The organism is Clostridium thermobutyricum, from assembly GCF_000371465.1.
Lineage (GTDB): Bacteria > Bacillota > Clostridia > Clostridiales > Clostridiaceae > Clostridium > Clostridium thermobutyricum.
Genome location: NZ_KB850956.1, coordinates 2,052,873 through 2,067,321, shown reverse-complemented (window position 1 = coordinate 2,067,321; position 14,449 = coordinate 2,052,873). Strand labels below are relative to the sequence as shown.

General features: G+C 24.9%; 16 protein-coding genes. 13 read left to right on the top strand and 3 right to left on the bottom strand.

The window, feature by feature from the left end; genetic code table 11:
* Positions 1 to 7: 7 nt before the first annotated feature.
* Genes yhbY through HMPREF1092_RS09630 form a run of 5 tightly spaced genes read left to right on the top strand, consistent with a single transcriptional unit; the run spans position 8 to position 4,089 of the window.
* Entirely contained in the window at positions 8 to 304 is a 297-nt protein-coding gene (gene yhbY / locus HMPREF1092_RS09650; RefSeq protein ID WP_002598482.1) for a ribosome assembly RNA-binding protein YhbY, read from the top strand.
* A 1-nt stretch (position 305) separates the two neighbouring features.
* Positions 306 to 902 (top strand): nicotinate-nucleotide adenylyltransferase, encoded by a 597-nt coding sequence (gene nadD / locus HMPREF1092_RS09645; RefSeq protein WP_002598481.1) that lies wholly within the window; start codon positions 306 to 308, stop codon positions 900 to 902.
* Between the two features lie 16 nt (positions 903 to 918).
* Positions 919 to 1,479, top strand: coding sequence for a bis(5'-nucleosyl)-tetraphosphatase (symmetrical) YqeK (gene yqeK, locus HMPREF1092_RS09640; protein ID WP_002598480.1), 561 nt, complete (start codon positions 919 to 921; stop codon positions 1,477 to 1,479).
* A gap of 32 nt (positions 1,480 to 1,511) precedes the next feature.
* Positions 1,512 to 3,152 (top strand): LCP family protein, encoded by a 1,641-nt coding sequence (locus tag HMPREF1092_RS09635; RefSeq protein ID WP_002598479.1) that lies wholly within the window; start codon positions 1,512 to 1,514, stop codon positions 3,150 to 3,152.
* Between the two features lie 25 nt (positions 3,153 to 3,177).
* Entirely contained in the window at positions 3,178 to 4,089 is a 912-nt protein-coding gene (locus HMPREF1092_RS09630) for an RluA family pseudouridine synthase (protein WP_002598478.1), read from the top strand.
* Positions 4,090 to 4,258: 169 nt separating this feature from the next.
* Here the strand turns inward: HMPREF1092_RS09630 and HMPREF1092_RS09625 are convergent, their stop codons facing one another.
* Positions 4,259 to 5,578 (bottom strand): D-alanyl-D-alanine carboxypeptidase family protein, encoded by a 1,320-nt coding sequence (locus tag HMPREF1092_RS09625; protein WP_002598477.1) that lies wholly within the window; start codon positions 5,576 to 5,578, stop codon positions 4,259 to 4,261.
* Positions 5,579 to 5,759: 181 nt separating this feature from the next.
* On the opposite strand from HMPREF1092_RS09625, the gene selD reads away from it, so the two are divergent.
* The 4 genes from selD to rlmD all read left to right on the top strand — a co-directional run bounded on the left by selD (position 5,760) and on the right by rlmD (position 9,526).
* Positions 5,760 to 6,785: a selenide, water dikinase SelD gene (gene selD, locus HMPREF1092_RS09620; protein WP_081606310.1), complete on the top strand. Its 1,026-nt coding sequence runs from the start codon at positions 5,760 to 5,762 to the stop codon at positions 6,783 to 6,785.
* Positions 6,786 to 6,950: 165 nt separating this feature from the next.
* The gene (locus tag HMPREF1092_RS09615; RefSeq protein WP_002598475.1) at positions 6,951 to 7,655 is read left to right on the top strand and encodes a hypothetical protein; all 705 of its coding nucleotides are present in this window, start codon (positions 6,951 to 6,953) and stop codon (positions 7,653 to 7,655) included.
* A 23-nt stretch (positions 7,656 to 7,678) separates the two neighbouring features.
* The gene (locus tag HMPREF1092_RS09610; protein ID WP_002598474.1) at positions 7,679 to 8,131 is read left to right on the top strand and encodes an RDD family protein; all 453 of its coding nucleotides are present in this window, start codon (positions 7,679 to 7,681) and stop codon (positions 8,129 to 8,131) included.
* 30 nt (positions 8,132 to 8,161) lie between these two features.
* The gene (gene rlmD, locus HMPREF1092_RS09605; RefSeq protein WP_002598473.1) at positions 8,162 to 9,526 is read left to right on the top strand and encodes a 23S rRNA (uracil(1939)-C(5))-methyltransferase RlmD; all 1,365 of its coding nucleotides are present in this window, start codon (positions 8,162 to 8,164) and stop codon (positions 9,524 to 9,526) included.
* 17 nt (positions 9,527 to 9,543) lie between these two features.
* Here the strand turns inward: rlmD and HMPREF1092_RS09600 are convergent, their stop codons facing one another.
* Both HMPREF1092_RS09600 and HMPREF1092_RS09595 read right to left on the bottom strand, forming a co-directional pair.
* Complete coding sequence (locus tag HMPREF1092_RS09600; RefSeq protein ID WP_002598472.1) at positions 9,544 to 11,034, bottom strand: recombinase family protein; 1,491 nt, start codon at positions 11,032 to 11,034, stop codon at positions 9,544 to 9,546.
* Positions 11,034 to 11,243 carry a hypothetical protein gene (locus HMPREF1092_RS09595; RefSeq protein ID WP_002598471.1) on the bottom strand — a complete coding sequence of 70 codons (210 nt, stop codon included), beginning with the start codon at positions 11,241 to 11,243 and terminating at the stop codon, positions 11,034 to 11,036. Before HMPREF1092_RS09595 ends, HMPREF1092_RS09600 begins: the two co-directional genes overlap by 1 nt.
* Positions 11,244 to 11,611: 368 nt before the next feature.
* Here HMPREF1092_RS09595 and HMPREF1092_RS09590 point away from each other — a divergent pair, with 368 nt between their 5' ends.
* From HMPREF1092_RS09590 to HMPREF1092_RS09575, 4 genes are all read left to right on the top strand, one after another.
* The gene (locus HMPREF1092_RS09590; RefSeq protein WP_002598470.1) at positions 11,612 to 11,857 is read left to right on the top strand and encodes a hypothetical protein; all 246 of its coding nucleotides are present in this window, start codon (positions 11,612 to 11,614) and stop codon (positions 11,855 to 11,857) included.
* 35 nt (positions 11,858 to 11,892) lie between these two features.
* On the top strand, positions 11,893 to 12,561 hold the full coding sequence (locus HMPREF1092_RS09585; RefSeq protein WP_002598469.1) for a phage/plasmid replication domain-containing protein: 669 nt from the start codon (positions 11,893 to 11,895) through the stop codon (positions 12,559 to 12,561).
* A gap of 103 nt (positions 12,562 to 12,664) precedes the next feature.
* Positions 12,665 to 13,147 carry a hypothetical protein gene (locus HMPREF1092_RS09580; protein ID WP_002598468.1) on the top strand — a complete coding sequence of 161 codons (483 nt, stop codon included), beginning with the start codon at positions 12,665 to 12,667 and terminating at the stop codon, positions 13,145 to 13,147.
* A gap of 277 nt (positions 13,148 to 13,424) precedes the next feature.
* A complete protein-coding gene (locus HMPREF1092_RS09575) occupies positions 13,425 to 13,904 on the top strand; it encodes a hypothetical protein (protein WP_002598467.1) in 480 nt (159 codons plus the stop codon).
* The last annotated feature ends 545 nt before the right edge of the window (positions 13,905 to 14,449 follow it).

Below are 14,449 nucleotides of genomic sequence, written 5' to 3'. Positions count from 1 at the left end.
GATTTAGATGCTAAAAGGAAAAGAAAGAGCATACTTAAGAAAGTTAGCTCATGGAATAGATCCAATATTTCAAATTGGAAAAAATGGTATAGAAGAAAACTTCTTAAAGCAAGTTAGTGATGCACTAGAAGCTAGAGAACTTATAAAAATAAAAGTTTTAGAAAATAGTGGATTAGATACAAGAGAAGCTTCAGATCTTATATGTAGAGAAGTTAGGGCAGAAGGAATACAAGCAATTGGTAATAAAATAGTTCTTTATAAAAAATCACATAAGAAACCTAAAATAGAAATACCAAGCAAGTAGTATGAAAAAGTATGGGATTATTGGTGGAACCTTTGATCCTATTCACTTTGCTCACCTTTATATAGCAGATGAAGCAAAAGCTTCATTAGGGCTAGATAAAATAATATTTATGCCAAATGGAAACCCACCACATAAAAGTTTAAAAAAAGTGAGTGAGGCTTCCATTAGGTATGAAATGGTTAGCGAAGGAATAAAGGATTTTGAAGGATTCACAGTTTCAGACTATGAAATTAAAAAAAATGGACTAAGTTTTACTTATGAAACTCTACAAGCTTTTAAACAGGAAGATGTAGAGTTATTTTTTATTACAGGTGCTGACTGTCTTATGGATTTAGAAAAATGGAAGAACATAAAAGAAATATTTAAGGTTTCAAATTTTGTTGTTTTTAGTAGACCGGGATTTACTTATGAAACTTTAAAAGAGCAAAAAGAATATATAGAAAAAAAATATAAAACAAATATTATATTTTTGAATTTAAAGGATTTAGATATATCTTCAACAGATATTAGAGAAAGAATTAGATTAGGTAGAAATGTTAAATTTTTCTTACCAAATTCAGTTTTAGACATAATAAAGAGAGAGAAGCTTTATAAATAGAGAGAGGTGTATAAAATTGGAAAAAGAAAAAATCTATGATTATCTAAAAGAAAATTTAAAAGATAAAAGGTTTATACATACCTTAGGAGTAGTATCAACAGCTAAAAAATTGGCACAATTGAATGGAGAAGATTTAGAAAAAGCTGAAATGGCTGCATTACTTCATGATGTTTGTAAAAATATGAATAAAGAAGATATGAAAAAACTTATAGAAAAATATGATATAAAACTCACATTAAGTGAGAAAAACACAGAGGAATTATGGCATGGAATTTTAGCTCCAATAATAGCAAAAGAAAAATTCAACATAACAGATGAATATATTTTAAGTGCCATAAGATGGCATACAACTGGTAAAGAGGATATGAGTGTTCTTGACAAAATAATATATATAGCAGATATGATTGAACCATCAAGAAATTATGATGGAGTAGAAGAATTAAGAGAAAAAGTTTTAGAAAACCTAGATGAAGGGGTTCTTTTAGGAATGAATCATACTATAAAATATTTATTAATTAAGAATGCTATGATTGATGAGAATACAGTTAAAGCTAGAAATTATTTATTAAAAAAGTAAATTTTAAACTAGTATAAATATGGGGTGAATAAATGGGGATAGAAAATAACAATAGGGGAAATAATAGGCCAGAAAAAAGGCTAACTAGAGAAGAACAAATAAGAATTCGTAAAAGAATAAATAGTAGAAATGAAAATGTAAGAAGAGGAAAAAGGAGTATTCCTTTAAATGATCCTAGAAGAAGAGTTGAAGGAAATCTTACAGAAGAAGAAATTATTCAAAGAGAAATACAAAGGCAAAGAAGACTTTACAGAGAAAGTTTAAGAGATCAAAATGAAGAGTTAAACTTAGAAAATAACTATGAAAATAGAAATAGTAATAAAAATAATAGTTCTAATATAAGAAGAGAGAAAATTAGAAGAATAGAATCTAATAAAAAAGATTCAAAAAGAGAAGGATTTAAAAGAAAAGAAAGTAGAATTGAAAAAAATAACTGTAAGAAGAATAAAAAGAAAAAAAGAGTTAGTATAAAAAAGATTATTCAGTTAATAGCTGCTATTTTAGTTTTTGCAGTACTTTTTACAGGTTTTAATATATGGAATACTGTATCTAAAATATCTAATTCAGGAATGATAGAGCCAAAAGTAGTATCAATGAATAGTACTGTAAATATTCTTTTACTTGGTATGGATGTAGGAAATATAAAAGATCCAAAGGACAGCTCTGCAAAGAGAACAGATACTATAATGGTTTTAAATTTTAACCCTAAAAGTAAAGAAGTAAGAGTTGTTTCAATTCCAAGAGATACAATGATTGATATTAAAGGGCGAACATGGAAGATAAATGCTGCTTATCCTGTTGGGGGAGAAAAAGAAATTGTAAATCAAGTTGAAAAACTTTTAGATATAGATATAAATTATGTAGCTAATATAAACTATAATGCCTTTAGAGATTTTATAGATGCGATAGGTGGAGTTACAGTTAATATAAAGCATAATATGGATTATACAGATAAAAGTCAAAATTTAAGAATTAAATTTAAAAAAGGAACTACTGAGCATTTAAATGGTAAAAAGGCTGAAGAATTTTTTAGATGGAGAAAAAATAATGATGGTACTGGTTTAGCTATGGGAGACTTAGGAAGAATAGAAAATCAACATGAGTTTATGGAAGCTGTAGTTAAAAAATGTACTAATCCAACTATAGTATTTAGATTACCAAGTATTTTAAAATCTATAGAAAAGAATGTAAGCACAAATATGCCAGGGTCAACTATGGCTAAATATGCATTAAAGCTTATGACAGTTAAATCTGAAAACTTTAAAATGCTTACAGTAAAAGGAACACCAGAAATGATAGGTGGTCAATCATACTTTATATTTGATAAAGAAAAAAATAAAAATCTTATTCAAAGCTTAAAGGATGGAACTACATCTGCAATTAAAAAGTCTGGAAAAGGTGAGGTTTCTGTAATGATTTTAAATAGTACAAATATTACAGGACTTGCTGCTAGATATAAAAGCACTTTAGATAGAGAAGGATTTAAATCAATAGATATAGGTACTATAGAAAATGAAACTGCAAAGAAAAGTTATGCGATGGTTAAAAATAAAGAAGTAGAAAAAATAGTAAAACCAGAATTAGTAGGAATAGATGAATATAAGACTATGAAATCGGATTCTGAATACTCAAAATATGATTTAGTTATAGTATTAGGATTAGATTCTGAGTAAAGATTATAAGACAAAGGAGGAAATTATGAGCACCTTAGAGAGAATAGTAGATGAAAAATATGATGGATGTAAAATAAGAGAGTTTTTAAAAGAAGAAATGGAACTATCCTCAAGATTAATAAGAAAATCAGCTTTAGATAAAAAGATACTTGTTAATGATGAATGGGTTAAAATGAATTTTAAAATAAAAAAAGGTGATAATATAAAAGTTATTTTAAATAGAAAAGAAACTCAAGATATAGCACCAGAAGATATAGATATAGAAGTAGTTTATGAGGATAGTAATTTATTAGTAGTAAATAAAAAGCCTTTTATGGTGGTTCACCCAACTAAAAGATATCAATCAGGAACTCTTGCTAATGGTGTAATGAATCATTTTAAAAATACAAATCAAGAATGTATAGTTAGACTTGCAAATAGACTTGATATGAATACTTCTGGTCTTGTAATAATAGCAAAGAATCAATTTGCTCATATGTTTCTTTCAAATGAAATGCAAAAAAATGAAGTTACTAAAAAATACTTAACAGTTGTTCATGGTCATTTAAAAGAAAAATCAGGAACAGTAGATGTACCAATTTATAGAGTACCAGAAGAGGAAGAAGGAGTATTTTCAATAAGAAGAGTTGTAGATGAAAAAGGACAAAGAAGTATAACTCATTACAAAGTTGTAGAAAGCTTAAAAGATGCTGACTTAGTAGAATGTACTTTAGAAACTGGTAGAACACATCAAATAAGAGTTCATATGGCACATTTAGGTCATCCTATATATGGAGACTTTTTATATGGTGATGGAGATAATGAAAAAGATCTTATTGAAAGGCAAGCATTACATGCTTATAGCTTAGAGTTTTTAGAGCCTCAGGAAAGAAAACTTTTAAGTTTAAAAGCAGAACTTCCTGAAGATATAAAAGAATTAATAGATAAATTAAAATAAATAATTTAATATTAAAGTGATAAGGAAAGTTATATAAAGATAACTTTCCTTATTTATTTTATAACGATTTTTTAGAAATTAATTATAAAAAATAAAAAGACTGTTTTTATAATAAAATTAAAATACAGTCTTTATTTAAGGAGTGTTAATTATATATTTAAATATAATTTTAGCGTTTAAAAATACTTTTCTTTTTTTTATTAGTCAATTCTCTCCATATTTTTTTTCTAAGCATATTTTTTCTTTTAATAACAACAATTCTAATTATTATTAATATAACTATTAAGATGAATATAACTATGCCTATAGATAAAACAGGATTGTTTAAAAAGAATTCTTGTAAAGCTACTGATGGATTATAAATTCTATTTTTTCCACTTAAAATATTAACTTTTCCTATTTCTGTGCCATTTACAAGAACAGAGGCAGTAGTTATAACTTCTCCTTTAGTTAAGGATTTAGTTTTTATATTGTTAGGTAAATCAAATTTTAATTTAGGTGATAATTCTTCATTTCCATCTTTAAGTTTAGTATATGTAAAATCATTTTCTAAAACCAAAGGAAGGCTATTAGAATTAGTTAATTTAATTTCTTCAACAACATCACCTTTTGAATATATTTTTATATTTTCAGAGTTATCAAAACTGTAATCTAAAAGTTTTGCTATATCTTCAAAATTTTTATTTTTATCTTCAGCTTTTAGGAAAGATCCAACTAAAGTACGTCCATCTTTTTTAGCTGCAATAGTGAAAGTATGTCTAGCAACATCAGTATAACCAGTTTTTCCAGCTATAGCATATTTATAATAATATTTTGATGCTTTATTTATAAGATAATTATGATTATTTACATATCTCTCAAATTTATCTAAATTACTTGGGGGAAGCTTTTTAGTTAATATACTAGAAATTCTTACGAAGTCATCATATTTTATAGCTTCTCTCAATATAAGAGATAAATCATAAGCTGTGGTTACATGATCAGGATTAGGTAATCCACTTGGATTTTTAAATACAGTATTTTTACAGCCAATTTCTTCAGCCTTTTTATTCATAAGCTTGGCAAAATTTTCAGTACTACCTGCAATATGTTCTGCTAAAGCTTCAGCACAATCATTACCAGATTCAAGTAATAATCCAGTTAAAAGTGTTTCAACAGAAAATTCCTCACCTTCTTTTAAACCAATAGAGCTTCCTTCAGCAAAAGGAGGATTTTTACCTATCTTTACAATATCATGAAGATTTGAATTTTCTAAAACAACAAGTGCAGTCATAACTTTTGTAGTAGATGCAGGGAAATATTTTTTATCAGCATTTTTAGAATAGATTATTTGACCTGTGTCAGCATCTATAATTACTGCTGAATCTGCAATTATTGATGGAGCTTTAGTTTCTTTAGCATATGTAGTTATAGATGGTATAAGTAAACCTAACAAAAATATGAAGCTAAGGGTTATAAAATAATTATAAAAATATTTTAGTTTTTTCATAAAATCTCCTTTGATAAAAAATATTACAGAAATATATTAACATATTTTTAACAAAAATTATATAAATATGGATAAACTTTAGATTAAAAGTGAATAATTTATATAAAAATAAGAAATTTTGATATTTTAATAGTATGTTGTACAATATGTATATAAATTTTAGAAAGGCTGGTGGCCAATTATGATAAAATTAACTAATTATGCTAAAACAGCTGGTTGAGCAGCTAAAATAGAGCCGGGTGCTCTTTCAAACATATTACAAAGCATTCCAAAGATGAATGATGAAAATTTATTAGTAGGAATAGATACTTCAGATGATGGAGCAGTATATAAATTAAGTGATGACATTGCACTTATACAAACTTTAGATTTCTTTACACCTGTAGTTGATGATCCATATACTTTTGGTCAAATTGCAGCAGCAAATTCTTTAAGTGATGTTTATGCTATGGGAGGAGATCCAAAGGTAGCATTAAATATTGTATGTTTTCCAAATTGCTTAGATAAAAAAATTTTAGGAGAAATATTAAGAGGCGGAGCAGATAAAGTTTTAGAAGCTGGAGCTGTAGTAATTGGAGGGCATTCGGTTCAAGATGATGAACCTAAATATGGTCTTTCAGTTTCAGGAACAGTTCATCCTGATAAAATACTTAAAAATTGTGGTTCAAAAGAAGATGATGTACTTATTTTAACTAAACCACTTGGAACAGGAATAATAAATACAGCTGGAAAAGGTGAAATAGCTTCAAAAGAAGCTATGGAAGAAGGGATAAAGTGGATGGCTCTTTTAAATAAATATGCAGGAGAAGTAGTTAGAAAATATAATTTAACTGCATGTACAGATATAACTGGATTTGGACTTATGGGACATTTAAATGAAATGGCAGAAGGTTCAGATATGAGTTATGAAATTTATAAAGAATGTATTCCATATATAAAAGAAGCAAAAGAATATGCAAATATGGGTTTAACACCAGTAGGTGCACATCAAAATAGAGAATATATAAAAGGAAAATACAATCTAGAAAATGTAGAACCGTGGCTTGAAGATATTCTTTTTGATCCTCAAACATCAGGAGGACTTTTAGTTTCATGTAATGAAAAAGAAGGCTTAAATATAATGAATGAATTTAAAGAAAAGAATATAGAAGCTTGGATTATTGGAAGATGTGTTAAAAAAGGAAATTATAATATAATAGTTAAATAAATACACAATAAATTAAAATATTAATTAAAATATTATAATTTAAAAATCAGTATATTGTATAATACATTAAGAAACCTTTTAAAAAATTAGTTTGGATGTTATAATGTAAAATAATATGTTAACTTTTGTGTTAATATGTGAACAATTTTTTAGGGGGAATTGAAAATGTCTAAAAAAATAATAGGAGTAATAATTGCTGCAACACTTGCTGTATCATTAGTAGCTTGTGGAGAAAAAAAAGAAGATAGTAATAATTCAGTTAATAATATAGAAAATTCAAGAAGTGTTGGAGATAATGCAAAAACGAAAAATTTACAAGGAGCTTGGGCCTCAAAAGAGTATACTTATAATTCATTTAAAGATGAAAGTGCTAAATTAACTACAAAAGTAGAAGATTTAAGTAAAGAATTTGGATTAGATTATAAGAATGAAGAAAAAGTAGAAGATGTAGATGGGTTAACTGCTAATGTTAAATCTGTTTATTTAGATAATAAAAATCCAGAGGAAAATAAATTAGAAAGTATGCAGTTTTCAACTCAATATTTAGGGAAATCTCAAGAAGGTGGAAAGTTTATGCTTAAGGAATCATTAAAGTTTAATGGTGAAAAAGCTATAAAAGAAGGAAACTTTAATTTAGGGGATACTTCATTAGCTAAATATGCAGCTATACTTACAGAAGAGCCAAATAGAGATTACTCAGAGTTAAATAAAAAAATAATGGATATAATCAAGAGCGACAAGCCTGAAGGAGTTATCGAAGATTCAGTTAATGGTCTTCACGAAGAACTTGCAGTTAGTAAAGATTATATAGTTTATACACTAACTACTAAAGAGTTTAAATTCCAAAAGGAGAGTAGCTCAGGAGTATAGCCTTTTAAAATAGGAGGAATCTAATGAGCAAAGAAAATGAAAACAAAGAATTAGAAAACTCAGTAGAAGAAGTTAAAGAAGAAGTTTCTAATGCTGAAGATACTAATAAAGAAAGTGTTAGTGAAAAAGACGATGTATTAGTAAAGGAATGTGAAGAGGAAATTATTATAGAGGATGAGGATAGAAATTTATCAGAAGAAGAAAATAAAGAATTAGATGATTTTGATAAAATAGATTATAATCCTTCATTCGGAAAAAGATTTTTTGCAAATATATTAGATCAAATAATTTTAGGATCAATTTCTTTACTAGTAATGGTTATATTTGGGTTAATAATTAGAATATTTGGTTATATGATAGCAATGCCAATACCAATGTTTTTAGTTGCTTATATAGTTTTAAATATTTTATATGTTCCAGTTTTCGAACATAAAGGTGGAAGAACAATTGGAAAAAGAATATTAGCAATACGTTAATATTATTAAGTAAGGAATAGGAGCTTTTTAATGGGCAGAAGAAGAGGAAAACCAGCAGAAATGATTGTGAAAATAGAAAAAACTGAGTTCCCATCAGTTGGAGTTTCACATTTTGAAGATAGAAAAATATATGTAAAAAATACATTTCCAGGTCAAGAGATAAAAGGTGTAGTTAAAAAAAGAAGAGAAGGATATAGAGAATTAAAGCTTGTTGAAGTTTTAGAAAAAGCTGATTATGAAATAGAAGCTAAATGTCCTCACTTTGGACCTTGTGGAGGATGTTCTTCACAAAATTTAACTTATGAAAAACAATTAGAGCTTTTAAGCTCAGAAGTTTTAGATCTTTTTAAAGGAGCAGAAGTAACAACAGGAGAATATGAAGGTGTTACAGGAAGCTCAAAACAATGGGAATATAGAAATAAAATGGAGTTTACTTTTGGAGATGAATTTAAAGGCGGAGAACTTTGCCTTGGAATGCATATGAAAGGTAAAAGCTTTGGAATATTAACAGTTAACAACTGTCAAATAGTAGATGAAGATTTCAGAAAAATAATAACTGCTACAGTAGATTACTTTAAAGATAAAAATTTAGATTATTATAGAGTAATGAAAAGAACTGGTTTCTTAAGACATTTAGTAATAAGAAAAGCAGAAAATACTGGTGAAATATTAGTAAATTTAGTAACTACAACACAAGAAGATTTTGATTTAACAGAATGGTGTGAAGTTATAAAAGGATTAGATTTTAAAGGCACTTTAGTTTCAGTATTACACACAGAAAATGATTCATTTTCTGATGCAGTAGTATGTTATAAACTAAATGTTTTATATGGAAGAGATTATATAATGGAAGATCTATTAGGATTAAAATTTAAAATTTCACCATTTTCATTCTTCCAAACTAATACTAAAGGAGCAGAAAGTCTTTATAGTATAGTTAGAGAATATATAGGAAATTCAGATAACAAAGTAGTATTTGATCTTTACTGTGGAACAGGAACAATAGGTCAAATAGTTGCACCAAAAGCAAAAAAAGTTGTAGGAATTGAATTAATAGAAGAAGCAGTAGAAGCTGCAAAAGAAAATGCTAAATTAAATGGATTAGAAAATTGTACATTTATAGCTGGAGATGTTGCAGAAACAATAAAAACTGTAAAAGATAAACCAGATATAATAATATTAGACCCACCAAGAAGTGGAGTACATCCAAAAGCAATGGAATATGTAATAAAATTTAATGCAAAAGAAATTATCTATGTTTCATGTAATCCTAAAACATTAGTAACAGACCTAAAAGTTTTAGAAGAAGCAGGATATAAAATAGAAAAAACTAGAGTTAAGGATATGTTCCCTAATACACCACATGGTGAGGTTATAACGAAGTTAGTAAAATAAAAAAAGACTAATAAGTCTTATTTATATGTAGAATGGAGATATGAAAATCTATAAAAGATTTTCACGTCTCCATTTTCTTTTATTTCAATTCTTTTAATAAGTCTATTTAAGATATCTTTGTTAAGTTTTTTTATGCTTGAAAGTTCATTAGCTAATTTAATGAAATCATCTTTAGTTAAAGAATTTAATTTATCTAAGTTTTTGACTAAAGTTTCAATATTAGAATTTATATTGGAAATTTCAATATCTATTTCTCCAGTTATACTTTTATATTCTATATCAGTTATAATATTAGAACAAAGTTTTTTTAGTGCATTATTTTTAATTTCTTTTAAAGATTCTATTTTATTTTTATAAATATTAATGTTTTTTTCTAAAGAAAGTTTTTCTTTTTCAAATTTAGAATTTATTTTATCGATATAAGTAATTTTTATATCCTTCAAAATAACTTGTATATCTTTTAAAATAATATCTTCCAAATCTTTTTCTCTAATTATATGAGACGTACACCCAGCATATTTTCCATGTTTATCATAAGTTCCACATACGTAACCACGCCTATTTTTTTTAAAGTGCATTCCTTTTTTACAATCTGCACAAAAAAGCAAATTACTAAAAAGGTGAGTGCTTTTTCGATGATTATTTTGTTTTCTACTTCTTTTTGCTAAAAGTTCTTGAACTAACTCAAAATCTTCTTTATATATAATAGCTTCATGAGTATTTTCAACAATTACAAAATCTTGAGGATTTCTTTTTTTTCTCTTTTTAGTTCTTATTGAAGAGACATAAGTGGTACATTGTGTTAAATCTCCAGAATAATTTCTGTTAGAAAGTATAAGTTGAATGGTTCTTCCAGTCCAAAACTTACCGGCATTACGTTTTTGAGCAAGTGTAGCTGGAGTTGGAATACCATCTCTCGTAAGATGACGAGCTATTGTATCGACACCTTTTCCAGAGATATATTCTTTAAATATTCTTCTTACTATTGTAGGGGTATAATCATTCCTTACTTTTAATGTTTTGTTTTCGACATAGTATCCATAAGGAGCAATTGACCCTTTGAATTTACCACTGCCGGCTATAGTGTGAAGTGCCATCTTAATACGGTTAGATATATTTTCACTTTCAATTTGTGCAAGTGCACTATACAAAGAGATATATTGCACATCATTTTTTAAGGTATTAATACCGTTATTAAAAGCTATTAAATGAACTTCATTATCTCTACAAAGTTCATAAAATTTCATAGTGTCTATAACGCTTCTCCCCAACCTGGCTATTTCCTTTGCTAGGACGATATCAATTTTTCTATTTTTAACATCTTCAATTAGTTCTAAAAATGACAGTCTATTTTTTGTTGAAGTTCCTGACGCTACATCAGAATAAACGTTATATAAAGAATATCCATGTTTAGTTATATAATCTAAGAAAAACTTTTCTTGATTAACTAAAGAATCCTTTTGTTCATCTCGATTTGTTGAAACTCTTATATAAATAGCACATTTCATTATTGCATTCCTCCTTTTTTATCAGAAGTAACACAATCTATCTTTTGTGTATTATTGTATAACATAGAAGAATTAGATTCAACATCAGCTTGTACACTTAAGCTATTTAATAATTTGTTAAATTCATTCTCTAAATTTAAATCAATTAATGAATTGATTACACTTTCTAAACTTGAATTATCATCAAAAAATCTAATAATATTACGCATTTTTTCAACTCTCCTTAATTTAAGGCCTAAATTTATAAATTTAGGATATAACCAACACCCGCTAAAAAAATTCAAGTTTATTAAGTTTTAAATTTATGAATGAGAAATTTTTTTTAATAAATTTTAAAATTATATCAATTAAATGTAAATAGTTTTTATGATAAAAAATAAAAAAATTTTTATAGTGCAAAAAAAATATATAAATAAAACAAATTAAAAAGTATTATTACAATAAAAAATAATTTGAAAATTTATGAGAGAAAAATTAATAAGAGAGCTTGTTTAAAAAAATATAGTCTTAAATGGCATTATAACTATGTTTAGGAGAAAACAAGACATATTTTTATTATGTAATAAGGGGGAAGGATATGATTCATACATGTGAATTTTATGCAATATTAAAAAAAGAAGTAGTTGGATTTTTAGAAGAGAGATTTAATACAAAAATAACATTAATAACAGAAAAGATAGATACAGAAAAGTTTAATTCAGTTTATTTCTATTTTTATAAACTTTATGGCGTATGGAGATTTAATTTAGTAGTAGATTTTATAAAACTATTAAATAAAAGTGAAATAAGCGAAAATGACTACGAAGAAATAGAAAAAAATTAGAAAAAATAATAATATATCTTTTTGGAGATATGTCTATGTATGTTGAGATAATTCTTAAAAGAATTGATTTTAGAAAAGATGTTGTTATAGAAAATAAAGAAGAAAGAGAATTATTATTGAAAATATATAAAAAAGCAAGAAAAAAAGTAAATAAAAAAGAGAAAAATAGTAAATTTGATAGTACTATATATTTTTCTAATTCAAGTGTTGTTGTAATTATTTATGATAAAACAAAAGAAAGAGAGGATAAGAATTTAGTAGTAAAAGAATATGAAAAAAATATTTTACGTTTAGAGATAAGACTTTTTCCAAAGCATTTAACTTATAAGAACAAATCAGCTAAAATTGAAAGAACATTAAAAAGTTATTTAAAAAATGATATATTTTCAGAGTATATTGATAAACATGTACTTACAATATTGCAAAGAGGAAATCATTATAAAATAAAAATTATAGAGTCTATGTTAAAAGAAAATGACAATATTAAAGCTAAAGATAGAAAAGAAATAATTAAATTTTTAAATTATATATCAAGATATGGTTTTGATAGTGTAATAAATAAACTTGATGATAATAAAAAATATAAATATAGTAGATATACATGTAAAAAGTATATAAAAATATTATCTGAATTAAATATAAATCCACTTATAATACCAAATAGAGCAGGGATTGATTTTATAGAAAATAAATTTTGTATTTAAATAAATTAGTGATATTTTAGTGATAAATTAGTTATAAAAAATATAATTCAACACTATATTAACATCATAATTATAAGTAAAATGTGCTAAAAAGGAGTTAATTATGATGAAGAAAAATAATAAATCTAAACAGAATGAATTTTTGCAGTTAAGTGTGAATGAAAAAGTTAAATATTTAAATGATATAGTAAAAAATAAAGGTACATCTGAAATTGATAAAATATGTGATTTCTCTTACAGTTGGGTTTCTGATAAGCTTGCTAAAGAAAGAATATTTTATGTAAGTAAAATTAAGTCTTTTATAATTGCTAATGATTCAACTTGTAAAACAAAGATTGAAAATTATAGTGAACTTACAAATGAGGAAATAAAATTCATAAAGAAATTATATAAAGAAAAAACTTTAGAAAAAAATGATATAAGAATGGTTGTAGGAACATGTAAAAATTCAATAAATAAAACTATTCCAATTGATAGACAAATTAATGATAAGTTGAATGAATTTATAAAAGATTTAGATGGAATTAGTGCTAAAGATTTATATAGTTCAGCATTACTACAGTTTATAGAAAAATATAAAAAGTAATTAAATATAAAAATTATTGTATAAAACAAGTATGTTTGATACTTGTTTTTTCTTTTGAAGAAAAAATAATATTTTATATAAAATATTTTATATAAAATATTTTATATAAAATAAATTATATAAAAACATTTTATATATGTAAAATATTTCATTTAATGTAATAATTTGTTGACAAAATCGAAAAAATATATTAAGTTTTATAAGAGTTAAAATTTATATAAATTTAAACTAAAGAAGAATTAAATAACATTTTTTATAATAAAGGAGAAAAACAATAATGATACACTATAAAGATAAGTTAAAATATGAATTTATAATGAAACAATGTTTTAATGTATTTAAAATAATTAATCCACATGCAAATTTTAACCGATTTAAAATTTCATTGTTATTAAATAAAACTATAAATAGTAATCTATATCTTGATGAGTTTTATGATAAATTAAGAAAAGAGTCATATTATTACACATTAGAATTAGAGGATAAAAAATATATTATACTTAGTTTTTGGTGTTCTAATTCTAAGGAAAAAGAAGTTCGTAAAATATTTAATTACATATTAAAATCAGATAATGAATTCAATTCAGAAGATGAAGTCCTTCTTTTAACTGATTTAGAAATAAATATTAATAATAAAAAAAATGAAATAAAAAATGATATAAAAATAATAGATTGTAAAGATATTATTTATAGCATTATGAAAATAGAAGAAAGAGATATAGAAAACCAAATTTTTTTTAGATGTAAAGACATTTAAAAAAATTGAGGTAAGTGAATATAAAAATGTAGATATAGGATTTTTAAATTTAAAAACTTTTTTTGAAGATAATAAGAATTTTTTAATAGATAAGGGTTTGTTTGATTATAATTTAAAGCTTAATAAAATTAATAAATTTAATATTATGAAAGAATTTATTAAAAGATTAAAAAAGACTAATAAAGGAATTGTAATATCTTACGATTCAAAATATTTTGATGTAGAAGATAATAAAATTATTTTAATAAACCCTGATATTATGTAAGGTATTGAAATAATATATATGTTTACTACAATTTTAAATGAATTAGAATATCATTATGATAAGGTTTATAAAAATATTAGGTGTTCTGAAATTTGTATTGTTAATATTTATAATAAAAATTTTGAATGTTAGGATATTTTTAAATCTAATTAAAAAAGTTATAGTAATATACTTTACTATAACTTTTTTTATACTAAAATTATCACAAAACTTTGAAGTTAAAATAAAAAATGGTATTATTAAAATAAGGTTGAAAAGATTATTAAATAAATAAGGGGAA